Source organism: Falsiroseomonas algicola (assembly GCF_011040385.1).
GTDB lineage: Bacteria > Pseudomonadota > Alphaproteobacteria > Acetobacterales > Acetobacteraceae > Falsiroseomonas > Falsiroseomonas algicola.
Genome location: NZ_JAAIKB010000001.1, coordinates 376003 through 395283 on the forward strand (window position 1 = coordinate 376003; position 19281 = coordinate 395283).

16 protein-coding genes are annotated in these 19281 nt (G+C 69.5%); 11 read left to right on the forward strand and 5 right to left on the reverse strand.

Going from position 1 to position 19281, the window contains the following annotated elements; all coding sequences use genetic code 11:
- Window positions 1-7 precede the first annotated feature (7 nt).
- Genes G3576_RS01770 through G3576_RS01785 form a run of 4 tightly spaced genes read left to right on the forward strand, consistent with a single transcriptional unit; the run spans window position 8 to window position 3903 of the window.
- Window positions 8-1333: an ABC transporter substrate-binding protein gene (locus G3576_RS01770; protein WP_164692601.1), complete on the forward strand. Its 1326-nt coding sequence runs from the start codon at window positions 8-10 to the stop codon at window positions 1331-1333.
- A 46-nt stretch (window positions 1334-1379) separates the two neighbouring features.
- Window positions 1380-2333, forward strand: a complete 954-nt coding sequence (locus G3576_RS01775; RefSeq protein WP_164692602.1) for a carbohydrate ABC transporter permease — start codon at window positions 1380-1382, stop codon at window positions 2331-2333.
- On the forward strand, window positions 2326-3225 hold the full coding sequence (locus G3576_RS01780; RefSeq protein ID WP_164692603.1) for a carbohydrate ABC transporter permease: 900 nt from the start codon (window positions 2326-2328) through the stop codon (window positions 3223-3225). The genes G3576_RS01775 and G3576_RS01780 overlap by 8 nt, the downstream gene beginning before the upstream one ends.
- A 60-nt stretch (window positions 3226-3285) precedes the next feature.
- Entirely contained in the window at window positions 3286-3903 is a 618-nt protein-coding gene (locus G3576_RS01785) for a flavodoxin family protein (protein ID WP_164692604.1), read from the forward strand.
- Here the strand turns inward: G3576_RS01785 and G3576_RS01790 are convergent, their stop codons facing one another.
- Complete coding sequence (locus tag G3576_RS01790; protein ID WP_164692605.1) at window positions 3904-4665, reverse strand: SDR family oxidoreductase; 762 nt, start codon at window positions 4663-4665, stop codon at window positions 3904-3906.
- A 115-nt stretch (window positions 4666-4780) separates the two neighbouring features.
- Between G3576_RS01790 and G3576_RS01795 the strand changes: the two genes are divergently transcribed.
- The 4 genes from G3576_RS01795 (at window position 4781) to G3576_RS01810 (ending at window position 11448) form a co-directional block, all read left to right on the forward strand.
- The gene (locus tag G3576_RS01795) at window positions 4781-5806 is read left to right on the forward strand and encodes a C-terminal binding protein (protein ID WP_164692606.1); all 1026 of its coding nucleotides are present in this window, start codon (window positions 4781-4783) and stop codon (window positions 5804-5806) included.
- A gap of 11 nt (window positions 5807-5817) precedes the next feature.
- Complete coding sequence (locus G3576_RS01800) at window positions 5818-7227, forward strand: sulfotransferase family protein (RefSeq protein WP_164692607.1); 1410 nt, start codon at window positions 5818-5820, stop codon at window positions 7225-7227.
- 124 nt (window positions 7228-7351) lie between these two features.
- A complete protein-coding gene (locus tag G3576_RS01805) occupies window positions 7352-9904 on the forward strand; it encodes a glycosyltransferase (RefSeq protein WP_164692608.1) in 2553 nt (850 codons plus the stop codon).
- A 110-nt stretch (window positions 9905-10014) separates the two neighbouring features.
- Window positions 10015-11448, forward strand: coding sequence for an NAD-dependent succinate-semialdehyde dehydrogenase (locus G3576_RS01810; protein ID WP_164692609.1), 1434 nt, complete (start codon window positions 10015-10017; stop codon window positions 11446-11448).
- A gap of 52 nt (window positions 11449-11500) precedes the next feature.
- Here G3576_RS01810 and G3576_RS01815 read toward each other — a convergent pair whose 3' ends face one another.
- Together G3576_RS01815 and G3576_RS01820 are read right to left on the reverse strand one after the other, a co-directional pair.
- Complete coding sequence (locus G3576_RS01815) at window positions 11501-12931, reverse strand: amidohydrolase family protein (protein ID WP_164693276.1); 1431 nt, start codon at window positions 12929-12931, stop codon at window positions 11501-11503.
- A 2-nt stretch (window positions 12932-12933) separates the two neighbouring features.
- Window positions 12934-13977, reverse strand: a complete 1044-nt coding sequence (locus G3576_RS01820) for a TRAP transporter substrate-binding protein (RefSeq protein ID WP_164692610.1) — start codon at window positions 13975-13977, stop codon at window positions 12934-12936.
- 198 nt (window positions 13978-14175) lie between these two features.
- Between G3576_RS01820 and G3576_RS01825 the strand changes: the two genes are divergently transcribed.
- The 3 genes from G3576_RS01825 to G3576_RS01835 are packed head-to-tail and all read left to right on the forward strand — an operon-like array spanning window position 14176 to window position 16848.
- Window positions 14176-14916: an aspartate/glutamate racemase family protein gene (locus tag G3576_RS01825; protein WP_164692611.1), complete on the forward strand. Its 741-nt coding sequence runs from the start codon at window positions 14176-14178 to the stop codon at window positions 14914-14916.
- Between the two features lie 7 nt (window positions 14917-14923).
- Window positions 14924-15544 carry a TRAP transporter small permease subunit gene (locus G3576_RS01830; protein WP_164692612.1) on the forward strand — a complete coding sequence of 207 codons (621 nt, stop codon included), beginning with the start codon at window positions 14924-14926 and terminating at the stop codon, window positions 15542-15544.
- Entirely contained in the window at window positions 15541-16848 is a 1308-nt protein-coding gene (locus G3576_RS01835; RefSeq protein ID WP_164692613.1) for a TRAP transporter large permease, read from the forward strand. Before G3576_RS01830 ends, G3576_RS01835 begins: the two co-directional genes overlap by 4 nt.
- An 81-nt stretch (window positions 16849-16929) precedes the next feature.
- Here the strand turns inward: G3576_RS01835 and G3576_RS01840 are convergent, their stop codons facing one another.
- Window positions 16930-17811 carry a polysaccharide deacetylase family protein gene (locus tag G3576_RS01840; RefSeq protein WP_164692614.1) on the reverse strand — a complete coding sequence of 294 codons (882 nt, stop codon included), beginning with the start codon at window positions 17809-17811 and terminating at the stop codon, window positions 16930-16932.
- Window positions 17805-19280 carry an FGGY-family carbohydrate kinase gene (locus tag G3576_RS01845; RefSeq protein ID WP_164692615.1) on the reverse strand — a complete coding sequence of 492 codons (1476 nt, stop codon included), beginning with the start codon at window positions 19278-19280 and terminating at the stop codon, window positions 17805-17807. The genes G3576_RS01840 and G3576_RS01845 overlap by 7 nt, the downstream gene beginning before the upstream one ends.
- Window position 19281 lies beyond the last annotated feature (1 nt).

The window sequence follows — 19281 nt, forward strand, 5'->3', positions numbered from 1 at the left end:
CGACAAGATGGCCAACCTGATCACCCGCCGCGAGACCATCGCGGCCGCCGGCGCCGTCGCTGCCGCCGCCACGGGCGGCGCCGCCCAGGCGCAGATCGCGACCCAGCCCGCCACCGCGCCCAATTTGCCGATCGAGCGCGGCGCCACGCTCCGCATGCTGCGCCCCGTGCGCTTCGTGCAGCCGGATGAGGATGTCTGGCGCGCCAATTGCCAGCGCTTCGCGCAGGCCAATGGCATCGAGGTCCGCGTGGACTTCGTGGGGTGGGAGGACATCACCCAGCAGACCGCCGTCACGGCCAACACCGGCGCCGGCCCCGACATCATCGTGGGCTTCGATGCCGGGCCGCACCTCTTCGCGGAAAAGATCCACGACCTGACGGATGTCGCGACCTATCTCGGCCAGAAATATGGCGGCTGGCGGCCGCTCGCGAATGCCTATGGGCGCCGCGGCGATCGCTGGATCAGCCTGCCCTTCGGCGCCTCCGGCGGCCCCGCCATCTGGCGCACCTCCACGCTCCGGGAAGCGGGATTCGAGAGCGTGCCGGACGACCACGCCGGCTTCCTGCGGCTCTGCCAGGCGCTGAAGCGCATCAACAAGCCCGCCGGCTTCGCGCTGGGCAATGCGGTCGGCGACGGCAACGCCTTCGCGAACTGGCTGGTCTGGTCCTTCGGGGGCTCCCTGACGGATGAACAGGGTGCGGTCAGCATCAACAGCCCGCAGACCGTGGCGGCGCTGAACTACCTCCGCGAACTCTACCAGACCTTCGTGCCGGGCACGCTCGCCTGGGGCGACATCAGCAACAACCGCGCCTATGCCGCGGGCGAGTGCCACCTGACGCAGAACGGCGTCTCGCTCTACTTCTCCATGCTCAACGACCCGGCGCTGCGGCACATCGCGGAAGACACGCAGATGACGCCGATGCCGAAGGGCACGTTGAACGCGGTGCCGAATGCGGGGCTGACGCTGAACGCCATGGTGTTCCGCCACAGCCGCTTCCCGAACGCCGCCAAGGCGCTGCTGACCTTCCTGATGGAGACGGAGCAGTACGACCCCTGGCTGCAGGCCAATATCGGCTACTGGTCGCAGCCGCTGAACGCCTATGCCGCCAGCGCCACCTGGACGAAGGACCCGAAGATCTCGGTGTTCCGCGACACCATGAACAACCCGTTCTGGAACGGCTACAAGGGCCCGATCGTGGAGGGTTCGGTCGCCGCCACGGCGGACTACGTCATGGTGCAGATGTGCGCCGCCGTCGCCTCCGGCCAGGCCACGCCGCAGGCTGCCGCGGCCGAGGCCGAGCGCCGCGCCCAGCGCTACTTCCGCCGCCGCTAAGCAACGGGGCCGGCCTCGCGGCCGGCCCCTCCCGCCGGGAGGGACCATGTCCGCCACCACCGCGCCTGTCTGGACCAAGACGCGCCAGCAACCCGGCGCACTCGCCCGGCTGTTCGACAACAAGGCCTTCCTGATCATCGTCTGCCTGGCCCCCGCGGTCGGGCTGCTGATGACCTTCCTGACCTATCCGCTGGGCCTCGGCATCTGGCTGGCCTTCACGGATACGACGATCGGCCGGCCCGGCATCTGGGTCGGCATCGAGAATTTCGAATTCCTGATGGAAGACCCGATCTTCCTGAATTCGGTCTTCTACAGCGTCTTCTACACGGCGGTGGCGACCTTCGGGAAATTCGGCCTCGGCCTCTGGCTCGCGCTGCTGCTGAACCAGCACCTGCCGATGAAGTCGCTTCTCAGGGCCATCATTCTTCTGCCCTGGATCGTGCCGACGGTGCTCTCCGCCATCGCCTTCTGGTGGATCTACGACCCGCAGTTCAGCATCATCTCCTACCTCTCGATGAAGATGGGGCTGACCGAGGGGCCGATCGACTTCATCAACACCGCCTGGCCCGCCCGCTGGTCGCTGATCTTCGCCAATATCTGGCGCGGCATCCCCTTCGTCGCGATCTCCCTGCTGGCGGGGCTGCAGACCATCTCGCCCTCCCTCTACGAGGCCGCGCTGCTGGATGGCGCGACGCCCTGGCAGCGCTTCCGGCACATCACCTTCCCCATGCTGATGCCGATCCTGGCCATCGTCATGACCTTCAGCATCATCTTCACCTTCACGGACTTCCAGCTGGTCTATGCCATCACGCGCGGCGGGCCGGTGAATTCCACGCACCTCATGGCCACGCTCGCCTTCCAGCGCGGCATCCCGGGCGGGCAGCTCGGCGAGGGTGCGGCCATCGCGGTGGCCATGATCCCCTTCCTCGTCTTCGCGACGCTGTTCAGCTACTTCGGCCTCGCCCGGCGCAAGTGGCAGCAGGGAGAGTCCAATGACTGACGCCGCTGCCGCCCCGCAGTCCAACACCGCCACCGCAGCGCCGGAGATGCTGAGCTGGGACAGCAAGTCCCGGCGGGTGGTGATGCTCTATGTCCCGCTGGCCTGCTTCCTGCTGATCCTGCTGTTTCCGTTCTACTGGATGACGGTGACGGCCTTCAAACCGAATGCCGAGCTCTACGACTACGCCACGCACAACCCCTTCTGGATCACCTCGCCGACGCTCGACCACATCCGGCACCTGCTGTTCAACACCAGCTATCCGCACTGGCTGTGGACGACGATGCTGGTTTCCATCGCGGCGACCTTCCTGTCGCTGCTCTCCAGCACGCTGGCGGCCTATGCCATCCAGCGGCTGCGCTTCCGCGGCAGCCAGTATGTCGGGCTCGCCATCTACCTCGCCTATCTCGTGCCGCCTTCCATCCTGTTCATCCCGCTGGCGACGATGGTGGTGCGGCTCGGCCTCTTCGACACGCCCTTCGCGCTGATCCTGACCTATCCGACCTTCCTGGTGCCCTTCTGCACCTGGCTGCTGATCGGCTACTTCAAGTCGATCCCCTATGAGCTGGAGGAATGCGCGCTGATCGACGGCGCGTCGCGCCTGCAGATCCTGCGCCAGATCACCCTGCCGCTGGCGATCCCGGGCCTGATCTCCGCTGGCATCTTCAGCTTCACGCTCTCCTGGAACGAGTTCATCTATGCCCTGGCCTTCATCCAGAGCAGCGAGAACAAGACCGTCCCCGTCGCGATCCTGACGGAGCTGGTGACGGGCGACGTGTACCAGTGGGGAGCGCTGATGGCGGGTTCGCTGCTGGGGTCGTTGCCGGTCGCGATCTTCTACAGCTTCTTCGTGGACTACTACGTCAGCAGCCTGACGGGTGCGGTGAAGGAATAGCGCCACGGAACCCCGGCGCGGCGATGGCGCTTGTCATCGCCGAAGCCGGAGTTTTCGCCAGTGCCCCTCACCGCCATCGCCCTCAACTGCACGCTGAAATCCGATGCCAGCGAAACGTCATCCACCGACACCATGATCGCCGTGCTCGCCAAGGCCTTCGGTGAGCACGACGTGACGCTGACGGAAACGGTCCGCGTCGCCGCCCTCAACATCAAGCCCGGCGTCCTGTCCGATGAAGGCGAGGGCGATGAGTGGCCCGCGCTCCGCGCGAAGATCCTGCGCCACGACATCCTGATCCTCGGCACGCCCATCTGGCTCGGCCAACCGAGCAGCGTGGCCAAGCGCGTGCTCGAACGCATGGACGCCTTCCTGGACGAGACGGACGACCAGGGCCGCATGCCCAGCACCGGCAAGGTCGCGGTCTGCGCCATCGTGGGCAACGAGGACGGCGCCCATGCCTCCTCCGCGCTGATGTTCCAGGCCTTGAACGATGTCGGCTGGACCATCCCGCCCGGTGCAGCCTGCTACTGGGTCGGCGAGGCGATGGGCGACAAGGAATTCAAGGACCTCAAGAAGACGCCCGACGTCGTGCAGGAGACGGCCGCCATGCTCGCCAGCAACGCCGCCCATCTGGCGGCGCTGCTCCAGCAGAAGCCCTTCCCCGGCGTCGAGGAATAGCTACAGCTTGCGCTCGAGCGTCGCGATCAGGCTGCGGTTGTGCCGTGGCGTGATCCAGACCTCGTTCAGCACGACATGCGGCGGAAGGCAGGCGATGTAGCGGATCAGGTCGCCGACATCGGCGCTCTGCACCATCTTCGCCCGGTCTTCCGCGCTGACGGGGTTGGGCCGCTTGTCGAGGATCGGCGTCGCGACCTCCCCCGGCAGCACCACCGAACTGCGGATGCCGTTGACGCATTCCTCGGCATTGATCGAATGGCTCATCGCCACCACCGCATGCTTGGCGGCGGTGTAGCCGGGCCCCGACATCGGCGAGACGAGCCGCCCGGCCATCGAGGCGGTGTGGATCAGCACGCCATCCCGCTGCTCCCGCATCAGCGGCAGCGCCACCGTCACCGCGTAGAAGGCGCTGTTGAGGTTGCCGCGAATCAGCTCATCCGCGCCTTCCATGGACAGCACGCCCCAGCGCCGCGGCGTGATGTTCAGCCCGGCATTGTTCACCAGCACATCCAGCCGACCGAAGCGCGACTTGAGAAAGTCGCCGATCGCGGCGACCTGTGCGGCGACCATCATGTCGGCGGCCTGCACATGCGCCTCTCCGCCCTTGTCCCGGATGCGGGCGGCGACATCCTCGAGCGGCGCCTGGCGGCGGCCGGTCAGCACCAGCGTGGCGCCTTCCTCGGCCAGCGCCAGCGCGGCGGCCTCCCCGATCCCGCTGCCCGCGCCCGTGACCCAGGCGATCTTTCCCGTCAGGCGTGCCATGGCGCCCTCCCTCCCCTGCATTGCTGATACGCGAAGCCTACCAGCCCCCACGCGCTTGTCGCCCCCTGCCCCCCATGCAACCGTCAGCGCATCCGAATTGGGGGAACGAGACGCCATGCCGAAGATCCTGACGCCCGCCATCGCCGCCGCCGGCGGCTATGCGCTGGAGATGGAGGCGCTGGAGCGCCTGGGCGCCGAGATCGTGGAATGCGCGCCGAACGAGGCCGCCTTCATCGCCGCCGCCGGCGATGCGGATGCGATCTACATGAAGGGCATGAAGCTGACGGCGGCGATGATCGATGCGGCGCCGAAGGCCAAGGTCATCACCTGCGCCTCCGTCGGCGTGGACTACATCGATGTCGTCCACGCCACGGCGAAGGGCATCCCCGTGACGAACTGCCCGGACACCTTCATCGAGGAGGTGGCCGACCACGCGATGATGCTGCTGCTGGCCACGCATCGCCGCTGCATCGAGCAGGACCGCATGGTGCGGGAAGGCCGCTGGGGCGAAGGGCGGCCGCAGCTCAACAGCGTGCCACGGCTGATGGGCCAGACGCTGGGCTTCGTCGCCTTCGGCCGGGTCGCGCGCCTGGTCGCCCTCCGCGCCAAGGCCTTCGGCCTTCGCCTCATGGCCTATGACCCCTTCGTGGATGAGCTGACCATGTCGGCCCTCGGCGTCCTGCCGGCCAGCCTGGACGAGGTCCTGTCCCAGTCCGACTTCATCTCCATGCATGCGCCCGCCACGCCGGATACGGGGAAGATGCTGACGGCGAAGCACTTCGCGAAGATGAAGCCCACCGCCATCTTCATCAACACCGGCCGCGGCCCGACGGTGGACGAGGCCGCGCTGATCGAGGCGTTGCAATCGAAGCGGATCGCGGGCGCCGGGCTCGACGTGCTGGAACAGGAACCGCCCAGCCCCGACAACCCCCTGCTGAAGATGCCGCACATCATCCTCAGCCCGCACAATGCCAGCGCCTCCGCCCGCTTCGACCAGGCGCGCAAGCGTCGCGCGGGGCAGGAGATGGCGCTGGTCCTCTCCGGCCGCTGGCCGATGTCCTGCGTCAATCCGACGACGCTGCCGGAATCGGGGCTGCGCCGCTGGCAGCCCTATGCCATGGAGCGCGGCCCCAACAGCTGAAGCCGCACCGCGTGCCTGAACTTTTCCTGCCCATCCGAGACGAGGCGGCGTTCCAGTCCTGGCGGGACAGGGCCCCGCCAGGCCTTGCCGAGGCGGTGCGCGTCAAGGTCGCGCAGGCCGGCTTCGTCGATCCGCTCAGCGATGCGGGGCAGCACGCGGCCGACCCGTCGCTCCGCGGCGCGGCCCAGCGTGCCCTCCAGCTCGCGCTTCGCGTCGCGCTGCGGCGCCAGGGCTGGGCTCATCGGCAGGACCTCCGCATCATCGCGCGGCACGATCCTGCGCCCTCCCTGCACCGCCTTGGCCTGCTGGAGTCGCATGCGGCGCTTCATGCGGCGGGCCGTGCCGATGTGCTGATCGGCGATGCCGGCGGGTGGGAGAAGGCGCTGCCGGCCGTGAGGCCGGGAGGCATCGTGGTGGCGCCGCTGGGCGCGGCCATCGGCCCGGATGGCTGGACGCGGTTGGCACGGCTGCGCGCCGCGGGCTTCGCGGATGCCGCCGTGGTCCTCATCGCCTCCGGTCGCCATGCCATCGCGGGGGACGCCGATGGCGCCGTGCCCGTGCTGGTCGGCACGCTGGGGACGGCGGGGGCGCCTCTGCCCTGGATGGAAGCGCCGGACGGTCTTCCCGGGCGCTTCGTTGCCCTCCTCGCCCTGCCGCGCTCCGGCACCACGCTGCTGACGGCGATGTTCCAGGTGCATTCCCAGGTCGATGCGGTGTTCGAGCCCTGGAACGGCAAGGTGCTGGACGGCGCGGAGGAGGCAAGCCTGCCGGTCCTGCTGCGCCAGGCCGGCATCGCGCCCGACCCCGGGCGCAGCCTCTTCGTGAAGGAGACGGCGGCCCATCTCGAATACCTGGCCTTCTTCCGCCGGATGATCGACGGCTCCGCGCTGCCGCTGGACCGCGCCGTGCTGATGCTGCTGCGCAAGCCGGCCCACACCTTCCTGTCGGAGGTCGAGCGCCGCGGCCAGTGGTGGGGCGACCAGGTGCCGCTGGATGCGCGGCAATTCGGCCTGTGGTGCGACAAGTACCGCCAGGCCGTGGCCGGCATGCTGCGGACGCTGCGCGACCATGATGGCGCGGCGCTGGCGTTCGAGGCGCTGGCCGCGGACCCCGCCGCCCTGCTGCCGCGCATCGCCGCCTTCACCGGCCTGCCGATGGAACCGACGCAGTTGCGCTACGAACAGCATCTCGACCGCAGCCAGGTCCGCGGCGACCTGAATGTCGGCGAGAGGCCCGCGCCCATCTCCGATGACAGCGTGCGGCGGCGCGCGCAATCGGAGCACCTGGTGGCGCGCTTCGCGGCGGAAGGCCCGCACGCCGCCTGGTTTGCCGCCTTCACCGCCCTGCACGCCGCGGTCGCTGAGGCAGGCATCATCCGCGCCCGCGCGCTGCCCGCCGCGCTGCTCGATCCCCTGGGCTGAGGATCGCCTCGCCCCTTGCGGCGCCCGGCCCTGCTGCCGCATTGATGCCGCTGGCGCCATGTTGGGCGCGCCTGCCAGGAGACAGCCCGATGCGGCGCCTTCCGTTCCACCAAGCCGCATGCCGATGAGCAACGGCACCCTCGCCCTGCTGCGCGGCCTTCCGCCCGCACCGGCGGAGACGCCGCCCCGCCCCGCGCACCCGCATGGCGCGGTGGAGGGCTGGACGGAGACGCATGTGCATGGCTGGGCGATGGACCCCGCCCGCCCGCATGAACCGGTCTCGGTCGAGCTCTGGGACGGGGAGCAGCTGATCCTTCGCACCCCCGCCGATATCTGGCGCCCCGACGTCGCGGCCCCCAACGGCAATCCCGGCCTGCTCTGCGGCTTCAACATCGCCATGCCGCAGCACCTGCTGAACGCGCCGCGGCACGTGCTGCACATCCGCATCGCCGGCCGGGGCGAGGACCTGTCCAACTCCCCCCTGGTGCTGGACAACCCGAAGCCCCCGCTGGCGTGGGAGGACCTCGCCGCGCTGCTGCCGGTGCTGGAGGCGCGCGGCGCCAAGGCGACCACGGCAGCGGAGATGCGCGACCTGATCGGGCCCGTGATGGGCACGCTTGGCGCCCTGCTCCCGCGCTTCACGGAACTGGCGGAACGCGCCGGCGAGGATCGGACCCAGGCGACGATCGACCTCGCCTTCTCCTATTCCGACCGGCTCGGCACCATCCTGCAGGATTTCAGCGCGCGCTATCCGCGCCTGGCCTTCCCCGACGCGGCCGATCCCGAGGTCAGCGTCATCATCCCCGTGCATGGCAAGTTCGCCTACACCTACCAGTGCCTGGCCAGCATCCTGCAGGCGCTGCCGCGCACGAGCTTCGAGGTGGTGGTGGTGGACGACGCCTCCCCGGACGAGACGCTGTTCCTGCCCGCCATCGTCAGCGGCGCGGTGCTCTATCTTCGCAACCCCCGCAATGGCGGCTTCATCGCGGCCTGCAACGCCGGCGCGGCCGCCGCGCGCGGGCGGTACCTGCTGTTCCTCAACAACGACACGGAGGTGAAGGAGGGCTGGCTCGATGCGCTGCGCGACACCTTCACGGAGGTGCCGGACGCAGGACTCGTCGGCTCCAAGCTGATCTTCCCCGATGGCAGCGTGCAGGAAGCGGGCGGCATCGTCTGGCGCCTCGGCGATGGCTGGAACTACGGCCGCGGCTGCCAGCCGGACGATCCGCGCATCGCCTACCTGCGGGACGTGGACTACGTCTCCGGCGCCTCCATCATGGTGGCGCGCCCGGTCTTCGAGGATCTGGGCGGCTTCGATACCCACTACAGCCCCGCCTATTACGAGGACACCGACCTCGCCTTCCGCATCCGCAAGCGCGGGCTGCGCGTGCTCTACCAGCCGCTGTCGGCGCTGGTGCACCATGAAGGCATCACCAGCGGCACCGATGTGAAGGGCAGCGGCGCCAAGCGCTACCAGCTGCTGAACGGCCGCAAGTTCTTCGACCGCTGGCGCGACGTGCTGGCAAGCCATCGCCTGAATGGCGAGGCGCCGGAGCTGGAGAAGGAGCGTGGCGTCACGCGCCGCATCCTCTTCATCGATGAGACAACGCCGACGCCGCAGGAGGATGCGGGATCGGTCGCGGCGCTGGCCCATATGCGGGCGATGCAGGCGCTGGGCGCCAAGATCACCTTCGTGCCGGCCGACAACATGGCGCATCTCGGCGACATCACCCGCGCGCTGCAGGGCATCGGCATCGAATGCCTGCACCACCCCTGGTACTGGTCGGTGGAGGAAGTGATCCGCAAGCGCGGCGCGGAGTTCGACGCCGTCTTCCTCCATCGCTTCGTCAACGCCTTCAAATACGCAGGCGTCATCCGGAGCGCGATGCCGAAGGCGAGAATCATCTATTCGGTGGCCGACCTGCACCATCTGCGGCTGGAACGCGAAGCCGCCGTCACCGGCGACCCCGCCATCGCGAAGGAGGCCGCCACGGTGAAGGCGCGGGAGGTCACGGCGCTGGCCATGGCCGACCAGGTCATCGTCCATTCCGCGCATGAGGCCGCCTACCTCGCCGGCGCGGTGCCGGAGGAGAGGCTGAACGTCATCCCCTGGACGGTGAAGGCGCGTCCCGGCCCCTCCGCCTTCGCGGCGCGCAGCGGCATCACCTTCCTCGGCGGCTACCGCCACACGCCGAATGTCGATGCCGTGACCTTCTTCGTGGAGCAGGTGATGCCGCATCTGCGAGCGCTGGTGCCCGGCATCGTCTTCCGCATCGCCGGGTCGCACATGCCGGACCGCTTCCATGCGCTGGCCGCGCCGGACGTGCTGCTGGAGGGGTTCGTCCCGGACCTCGACGCCTATCTGGATCGCCAGCGCGTGATGGTGGCGCCGCTGCGCTATGGCGCGGGGGTGAAGGGCAAGGTGCTGGAAAGCCTCGCGCATGGCCTGCCCTGCGTCGCCACCACCATGGCGGCGGAGGGCATGGGCCTGACCCATGCGCAGGACATCGCCCTGGCCGACGACCCCCGTGCGATCGCGGAGGCGATCGCCTGGCTCTATCAGGACGAGGCCGCCTGGCAGCGCCTGCGGGCTCAGGGCTTGGCATTCGTGGAACGGTTCTGCGGGGAGGCCGTGATCAACGGCAAGTTCAGGACGATGTTCGACCGGATGGGCTGACCCCCGCCGCCGCCCGCCCCGGTTCCCCCGGGGCGCCGGCTGTGCCAGTTTCCCTCCCCGCCAGACCACCCGTTCCGCGCCCCGCATACGGGGCCGCCGAGGAGACGCGCATGTACGCCGACGTTCAGCTGTTCATCGATGGCAAGTGGCGCAACGCCGCTGGCAACCGCTCCATCCCCGTGATCAACCCGGCGACCGAGGAAGTCCTCGCCACCGTCGCACACGCGTCGAAGGACGACCTCGACGAGGCCCTCGCCGCCGCCGACAAGGGTTTCCAGCAGTGGAAGAAGGTCTCGGCCTATGACCGCTCCAAGCTGATGCGGAAGGCCGCGGACATCTTCCGTTCGCGCGCCGATGAGGTCGCGAAGCTGATGACGCTGGAGCAGGGCAAGCCGCTGGCCGAGGCGAAGATGGAGGCGCTGGCCGCCGCCGACATCATCGACTGGTTCGCCGAGGAATCGCGCCGCGCCTATGGCCGCGTCATCCCCGCCCGCGGCGAGGGCATCTACCAGCTGGTGGTGAAGGAGCCCGTCGGCCCCGTCGCCGCCTTCACGCCCTGGAACTTCCCGATCAACCAGGTGGTGCGCAAGCTCTCCGCTGCGCTGGCCACGGGCTGCTCCATCATCGTCAAGGCGCCGGAGGAGACGCCCGCCGCCCCCGCCGCGCTGATCCGTGCCTTCGCCGATGCGGGCCTGCCCGCCGGCGTTGCCAACCTGGTCTTCGGCGTGCCGGCCGAGATCAGCGAATACCTCATCCCGCACCCCGTCATCCGCAAGGTGACCTTCACGGGCTCCACCCCCATCGGCAAGCACCTGGCGGCGCTGGCCGGCGCCCACATGAAGCGCGTGACGATGGAGCTTGGCGGCCATGCGCCGGCGATCGTCTTCGACGATGCGGACCTCGACCTCGCCGTGAAGACGCTGGCCGGCGCCAAGTTCCGCAATGCGGGCCAGGTCTGCGTCTCGCCGACGCGCTTCCTGGTGCAGGAGAAGCTCTACGCCCCCTTCGTGGAGAAGTTCACCGCCGCCGCGGCCTCGCTGAAGGTCGGCAACGGCATGGACAGCGACACGCAGATGGGCCCGCTGGCGCATGACCGCCGCGTCCCCTGGGTGGAGGGCCTGGTCGCCGATGCGCGCCAGCGCGGCGCGGAGGTGCACACGGGCGGCGAGCGGATCGGCAACAAGGGCTATTTCTACCAGCCCACCGTCATCACCGGCGTCGGCAAGGATGCGCGGATGATGAACGAGGAGCCCTTCGGCCCGCTCGCCATGATCGCGCCCTTCAGCGACCTGGATGAGGTGGTGGAGGAAGCCAACCGCCTGCCCTTCGGCTTGGCCTCCTACGCCTTCACGCGCAGCGCCAAGACGGCGAACGCCATCGCGGCGCGCGTCGAGAGCGGCATGATGACCATCAACCACCTCGGCCTCGCGCTGCCGGAAGTGCCCTTCGGCGGCATGAAGGATAGCGGCTATGGCAGCGAGGGTGGCTCCGAGGCCATCGAGGCCTATCTGAACACGAAGTTCGTGTCCCAGGCCGGGCTGTAACACCACGAAGCCCTCTCCCCCCAACGGGGGGAGAGGGTTGGGTGAGGGGCCCCTACCCCACTACCGCCAGCGACAGCGGCATCAGGTCCTCCACCGTCGCGCCCTGCGGATCGCGCCCCGGCACCAGCGCCGCCAGCCGCGCCTGTTCCCGCGCCACATCGGCCGAGGCCTGCGCACGGTCGATGGTCAGCACCACCCCATCCGCCACGCGCTGCACGCCATCCACGAAGACATCGCGCACCGGCCGCTCGCCCGCTACGTGGATCAGGTTGCGCAGCGGGTCCCGCGCCGGCTGCATGGCGGGATGGTCGAGCGTCGCGATGACGATGTCGGCCTTCGCGCCGACCGCGAGCCGCCCGATATCGTCCCGCCCCAGCACATCCGCCGCCGCCACCGTCGCCGCATGGAACACCCGCGCCGTGTCGCAGCGATGCATCGGCCCCGCCGCCGCGCGCGCCTGCAATTCGGCCACGCGCATCTCCTCCCAGAGGTTCTGCGGATGCGTGTCCGTGCCCATCGCGATGGCGATGCCGCGTTCCATATAGGCGCCGAGGTCATGCATCATCGACCCGTCGCGCAGGAACACCGTCGGGCAATGCGCGACGGCCGTGCCTGTCTCCGCCAGCAGCCGCAGATCCTCCCGCCGCGGCCAGAGGATCCAGGGATGCGCATCGGTGAAGACGGCGTGGCCCAGGATCGTCGTCGGGCCGAGGAAGCCGAGGCGGTCCAGGTACTCGATCGGGGTGCAGTCGTGCTTCCGCGTCATGCCCGCGAATTCAGCGATGCTCTGCGCGGCATGGGTATGCAGCGGCCGCCCCTTCGCCCGCGCCAGCGCCGCGCCCTGCCTCAGCAGGTCGGGCGTGCAGGTATCGACCTGCGCCGGCGAGACCATGGCGGAAAGCCGCCCGCTCTCATGCGCCTCCGCCTGGTCCATCACCTCCGCCGCTTCGGCCAGCGCGCTGGCGCCGAGGTCCGGCACCCATTCGTACTGCGTCTCCTGCCCCGTCTCCGTGTACCAGTTGGCGGAGCGGAACATCGGCGCGACCACGCCGCGCAGCCCGCTTTCCGCCAGCTGCTCGATCCAGCCGGGATAGGCATGGCTGAGATCGACCGCCGTCGTGACACCGCCCGCCAGCAGCTCCGCGTAGGTGTAGCGGGCGCTGGCGCGGATCGCCTCGGCATCCGGGATGAAGGCCTGGCGGAAGCGGTGGCGGCCGGAATTGAACAGCCGCGGATTGCCGAATTCCTCGACATAGCCGCGGAACAGCGGCGACTGGCCGGGATGGCAATGGATGTTGATCAGCCCTGGCAGCACGATGGCGGCGCTGCCATCGATCTCCCGCGCCGCCGCCCCCTCCCAATGCCCGCCGAGATGCACGATGCGGTCGCCCGCGAAGGCGATATCGGCATCCCGCCGGTACACATGCCGCCCCCCCTCCCAGGCCACCACCCAGGCGGCCCGGCGGATGACGGTGACGGGCATGGTCACCGAATGGCCATCCCGCGCGCGCGGCCGACCGTGTCGTTCCACACCTGCGCGCAGCCGGGATAGGCGCGGTTGCAGCGCGCGGCCCATTCCGAGAGGATCACCTCCTCCGAGATCCGGCGCAGCCGCGTCTTGTCCGCCTCGCTCACCGTCGCCAGCGTCATGCTGAAGGGCTGGTGCGCCTGGCGCAGGCATTCCGGCCGGCCGAGGCTGCAATTCGTCGCATCCTCATTCGTCGTCCGCGCCAGCTCCCAGAGGTCGTTCTCCATGCGGGTGAACTGCGCCATGTAGGCCTCCCGCTGCGCCGGCGTCTGGCGGTTCCACCAGGCCAGGTTCACCAGATGCGCCTGCACCGCGCCGGAGACCGAGAGCGGCAGCAGATGCGTCGTCACCTCCGGCCACTTGCCCGTATTGGCCGAGGTCGGAGAGGTGATGCCGCAGGAGGCGACGCCGCGCTGCAGCGCCGGATAGACCTCGGGGAAGGAGAGCGTGACGGGCGTGGCGCCGAGCCGCTCCAGCAGCTGCGACATGGATGCGGTGAAGGACCGCACGCGCTGGCCGCGCAGATCGTCGAGGGTCCGGATCGGCTGGCTGCAGAAGAAGACCTGCGACCCGAAGGGCCAGATCGCCACGACCTTGGCGCCGAAACGCTGCTGGATGCGGTTGTCGAACACCTCCCGGAACGCATTCACCGCGCCGCGCAGCTCCTCGAGGTCCGTGGAGACGCCGATGAGGTCGATGCCTTCCAGGAAGGGATCATCGCGCGACGCCAGGCCGATCTGCGCGGAGACGACATCGAAGGTGCCCGCGCGCACCAGGCGCAGCGCATCGGCCATGGCGATGCCGAGGCCCTGGAACTCGCTGCGCTCGATGCGCACGTTGAGCCCGCTGGTGATGCGCTCCATCGCCGCGTTCTCGACCGGGAACTGCGTGGAGACCGCCTGGGACTGGCTGAGCCAGCGCACCGGCGCCTGCGCCAGCGCGGTGCCGGCGGAGAGCGTGACGGCAAGGGTCGCGGCAAGAAGGCTGCGGATCGGGTTCATGGGTCCCCCCGGGGATGGATGGCGGCCTCATTACGCGGCGGAGAGCGCGGCCGCGCAAGCCGGTCGCCGCGCCGCATCCAGCCCCGCGACCCCCGGAAACGCCCAGCATTTGATCACGCCGCCGCATTCCGCGCCAGCTTCGCGACCCACGCATGCAGGCTGCATACTGCGGCAACCGCCCCATCCCGGAGTCGCGCCATGCGCCTGCTGGTCGCCAACCCCAATACGACGCCGCAGGTGACGGAGCTCTGCGCCAATGCCGCGCGCGCCGTCGCCTCGCCGGGCACGCAGATCCTGCCGCTGACCGGCCGCTTCGGCGCGCAGATCATCAATTCCCGGGCGGAGAACGCGATCGCCGGCCATGCGATGCTGGAGATGCTGGCCGAGAAGGTGGCGGGCGCCGATGGCGTGCTGCTCGCGGTCTCCTACGACACCGGCCTGCTGGCAGCGCGGGAATTGCTGCCCGTGCCGGTCGTCGGCATGACGGAAGCGGGGATCGCGGCGGCCTGCCTGCTCGGCACGCGCTTCGGCATGGTCACCTTCGGCACGCCCGTCATCTACCAGGAACTCGTGGCGCAGCAGGGGCTGACGGGGAGGCTCGCTGGCATCCGCGCCATCACCGCATCGCCCAAGGATGCCTATGCCGATCCGGCGACGGTGGACGCGAAGGTTGCCGATGCGGCCAGCGCCCTGGTGGCGGAGACGGGCGCGGAGGTGGTGGTGCTCTGCGGTGCCGCCATGGCGGGGATGCCGGCACGCATCCGCGATGCCGTGCCGGTGCCGGTGCTGGATGGCATCGCGGCCGGCGTGGGCCTGCTGGAGATGCTGGTGCGCCTGAAGCCCGCCAAGGCGCGGACGGGCAGCCTCGCGCATCCGGGCCAGCGGCCGACGCAGGGGCTTTCCCCGGCGCTGGCCGCGCTGCTCGCGGCGGGCGCCTGACGATGGCATGGGAAATGCGTGGGGCCAGGCCATGAATGACGGCAATCCCCTGACTCGTGTCCTCGGCCCGCCCGCCCGCCTCCTGGCCCTCGCCGGTGGCTGGTGGCTTCTCTTCCTCTCCTTCGTGACCTGCTTCGAGATCATCGGCCGCAAGCTGCTCGGCTTCTCCCTGCAGGGCATCGACGAGGTCGGCGGCTATACCACCGCCGTCGTCTCCTCCCTCGCCTTCGCCTGGGCGCTGGTGACGAAGTCCCACACCCGCGTGGATTTCCTGCTGGCCCACATGCCGGAATGGCTGCGCGCCTTCCTGAATGCCCTGGCCTATGCGCTGCTGGCGGGCTTCGGCGTCTTTGCCTCGCTGCGGGGATGGGCGGTGCTGGAGGAGACGATCGAGTTCGACGCCCATGCCATTACGCCGCTCGGCACGCCGCTCTGGATTCCGCAATCGCTGTGGCTTGCGGGCATCGTCGTCTTCGCCGCGATCGCGGTGCTGCTGGCGCTGCACGCCGCCTGGCTGCTGGTGACCGACAGGCGGCGCGTCAACCAGCTCTACGGCCCCATGACGCTGGATGAGGAAGTCGCCATCGAAGCCAGCGCCATCGCCAAGCGGCAGGAGGGCACGCCATGATCGGCGTCGGCGAGACCGCGATCGGCTTCTGCCTGCTGGTCGGGCTGCTCTTCCTCGGCCTGCATGTCGCGACCGCGATGTTCGCCATCGCGGCCCTGGGTGCCGTGCTCTATCTGAGCCCGGCGCTGGTCGCCGCGGCGGGGATGCAGTTCTGGGGCGCGATGGAGGATTACGTCCTTCTCTCCATCCCGCTCTACATCCTGCTGGGAGAGATCCTGGTCCGCAGCGGCAGCACGGACCGGCTCTACCAGTCGCTGTCGGACTGGCTGAACCCCCTGCCCGGCGGGCTGCTGCACACCAATGTCGGCGCCAGCGCCATCTTCTCCGCCGTCTCCGGCTCCTCCGTCGCCACGGCGGCGACCATCGCGACGGTGGCGCTGCCCAGCTTCCGGAAGCGCCAATATGACGACCGCATCGTGCTCGGCTCCATCGCCGCCGGCGCCTCGCTCGGCAACCTCATCCCGCCGGGCATCGCGCTGATCGTCTATGGCGCGCTGACCAATACCTCCGTCGGCCAGCTCTACGCGGCGGCCGTGATTCCCGGCATCGTCATGACGCTGCTTTTCATGGCGACGATCATCGTGCTGGCCTGGGCGCGGCCTGACTGGGTGCGGCAGAAGGAGGTGCTGGACCCCTTGATGGTGCGGCTCAAGCGCCTGGTGGACCTGCTGCCGCCGCTGATCATCTTCACCATCATCATGGGCTCCATCTACACGGGCTGGGCGACGGTGACGGAAAGCGCGGCGCTGGCCGTGGTGGCGGCGCTGCCCATCGCGGCGCTCTATGGCCGGCTGAATGTCGCGATGCTGCATGAATGCTTCATCGCCACCGCGCAGCTCACGGCCATGTCCATGCTGGTGCTGGCGGCCGCCTTCTACCTGAACTTCGTGCTGGGGCTGCTGGGCGTGACGCCGGCGCTCGGCAAGTTCGTGGTGGATCTCGGCGCGTCGCGGATCGAGCTGCTGATCGCGCTGGCCGTCTTCTACCTGCTGCTCGGCGTCTTCTTCGAAAGCCTGCCGATGATGGTCGGCACCGTGCCCATCGTCTTCCCCGTGGTGGTCGCCGCCGGCATCGACCCGATCTGGTTCGGCGTCTTCATGGTGCTGATGTGCGAGGTCTCGCTGCTGTCGCCGCCCGTGGGCATGACGCTCTACGTCATCCAGGCCGTGCGGCGGGAAGGCACCATCGCGCAGGTCTTCGCCGGCACCATCCCCTTCTTCGCCGCGATGGTGCTGATGACGGTGCTGCTGATCGCCATCCCCGAGATGGCGCTGTGGCTGCCGCGATTGATGTACGCGCCGTGAAGCTCCCTCCCCCGCGCTTGCGGGGGGTTGGGGCATTGCCACAACGCCGAAGGCTGGTTGGGGTGGGGGTCGCCGCGCCCATCAAACCGCCCGCGACGGGTCCTGATGCACGAAGGCCGCGATATCGGCCCCGCGCGTGATCCAGATATCCACCGCGCGCGCGGCGATATGCGCCAGCGCGCGGTCCAGCTGCCGGCGGCGGAAGGGCTGGCCCATGATGTTGGCATGCAGCGCGAGCCCGAAGACCAGCGGCGTGTCGGCAGCATCCGCGATCATCTGGTCAACCTGGTCGATGATCATGTCGGCGAATTCGGCGGCACTCGCCTGGCGGCCGATGATGGCGACGCTGTCGTTGATCTCCTGGGAATAGGGCATCGCCAGCAGCGGCCCCGCATCCGTCAGCAGCCAGATCGGCTGGTCGTCGCAGCCCCAATCCATGATGTAGCGATAGCCCGCGCGGCGGATCAGCTCCGGCGTCCGCGCCGTCTCCGACAGCCAGGGGCCGAGCCAGCCCTCCGGCGCCACGCCTTCCTCCCGCGCGATGCGCGACGTCGCTTCCGCGATCAGTGTCCGCTCATCCGCTTCGGAGAGGCCCGCCTGGCTTTCCGAATTGGTGCGGCCATGGCAGGCGATCTCGTGGCCCAGCGCGCGGCAGGCCGCGGGGAAATCCGGCGCCTGGTCATAGACCGCGCTGTTCAGCAGCACCGTCAACGGGACGCCGTGCCGTTCGAACTGCCGCAGCAGCCGCCAGGCGCCGACTCGCGTGCCGTATTCGCGCCAGGCATTGTTCAGCACGTCGGGCTGCGTGCCGCCGGGCACCAGATCCTCCACCAGCCCCTCGCCGAAGGCGTATTGCTCGACATTGAGGGCAACATACAGCGCAAGCCCCTTCCCGCCCGGCCAGCGGAAGCGGGGCCGGTCCTCGATGGATCGATGCGCGTAGCGCCCGTGTGTCTTCAGCATGCCGTCACCGCCGCCAGCTTCGGAAAGAGCGGCTTCAGCCGCTCATAGCTCTCGCGCCACAGCGGATAGATCGCGTCATAACGCGCCACCGCCGCCGCATCGGGCTCCACGCGCCCGGCCGGCGTCACGAAGCGCCCGATGGCGTTCCAATCCTCGAAGGCGCCCACGCCGACCCCCGCGACATAGGCCGCGCCGAGGCACGACCCGGGATGCCCATGCAGCAGGTGGACCGGCAGCCCCAGCACATCCGCCGCGATCTGCATCCAGACGCGGCTCGCCGCGCCGCCATCGCTCGCGATCACGCGGGAGGCCTCATGGCCGAGTTCGCGCAGCACCTCGACATGATGGCGGAAGCCGAAGCACACGGCTTCCAGCGCCGCGCGCCAGACATGCGCCATCCCGTGATGCAGGCCGAGGCCGACCAGCGTGCCGCGGGCATGCGGATCGTGCAGCGGCGTCTTCTCGCCGAGGAAATAGGGCAGCAGCAGCAGCCCCGCCGCGCCGGGCGCCACCGCCGTCGCCATCGCATCCAGCTGCGCATGGGTCAGCCCGCCGCCCCATTCCCGCACCACCCAGTTGAGCACGGCGCCGGAGGACGCCATGCAGCCATTCGGCAGGAACAGCCCGGGCACCAGGTGGAAATCGAGGAAGAGGCGCGGATCGGGCCGCGGCGCGGCTGTCGCCAGCAGGATGTCGCCCGCGCCCCCGAATTTCACCAGCAGGTCGCCCGGCCGCGTCACTCCGGCCACGAAGGCGGAGGCCACATGGTCCGCGCAGCCTGCGACCACCGGCGTGCCCTTCGCCAGCCCGGGGATATCGGCGGTGACGCCGCCGATCACCGCATGCCCTGCCCTCAGCGGCGGCAGAACCGCGGGCGTGACGCCACCCAGCGCCACCAGATCCTCCGCGATGGCATCGGTGCCGAGGTCCAGGAACCCCGCCTCCAGCGCCCAATTGCGTTCCAGCGAATCCACGCCGGTCAGGCGCCAGGCGATGTCGTCGTAGCTGCCGCGCATGGTCGCGATGCGGGCGAAGGCCTCGGGCTCATGCTTGCGCAGCCAGCGAAGCTTCGGCGCGATCAACTGCTGGTTCACGCCATTGCCGGTGCGGGCGATGAAGGCGGCCTCATCGACCTCGGCGCGGATCGCCTCGACCTCCGCGCTGGTGCGCCCGTCGCTCTGCTGGATGCTCGGCCGGATCAGCGCCCCCGCCGCATCCCGCAGCACCAGCGCCGGCACCATGCCCGTCACGCCGATGGCATCCACGGGTCCGGGCGATTCCGCCAGCATCGCCGCGATCACCGCGACGGTGTTGTCCCACCACTGGTCGGGGTCTTCTTCCGCCCAGCCCGGCGCGGGGCTGCGCAGATCGACCGGGCGCGATGCCGTCGCCAGCACCTTGCCCCCGCTCTCCACCAGGATGCCGATGGTGGAGGTGGTGCCGATATCGATCCCGATCAGCCGCGCCATC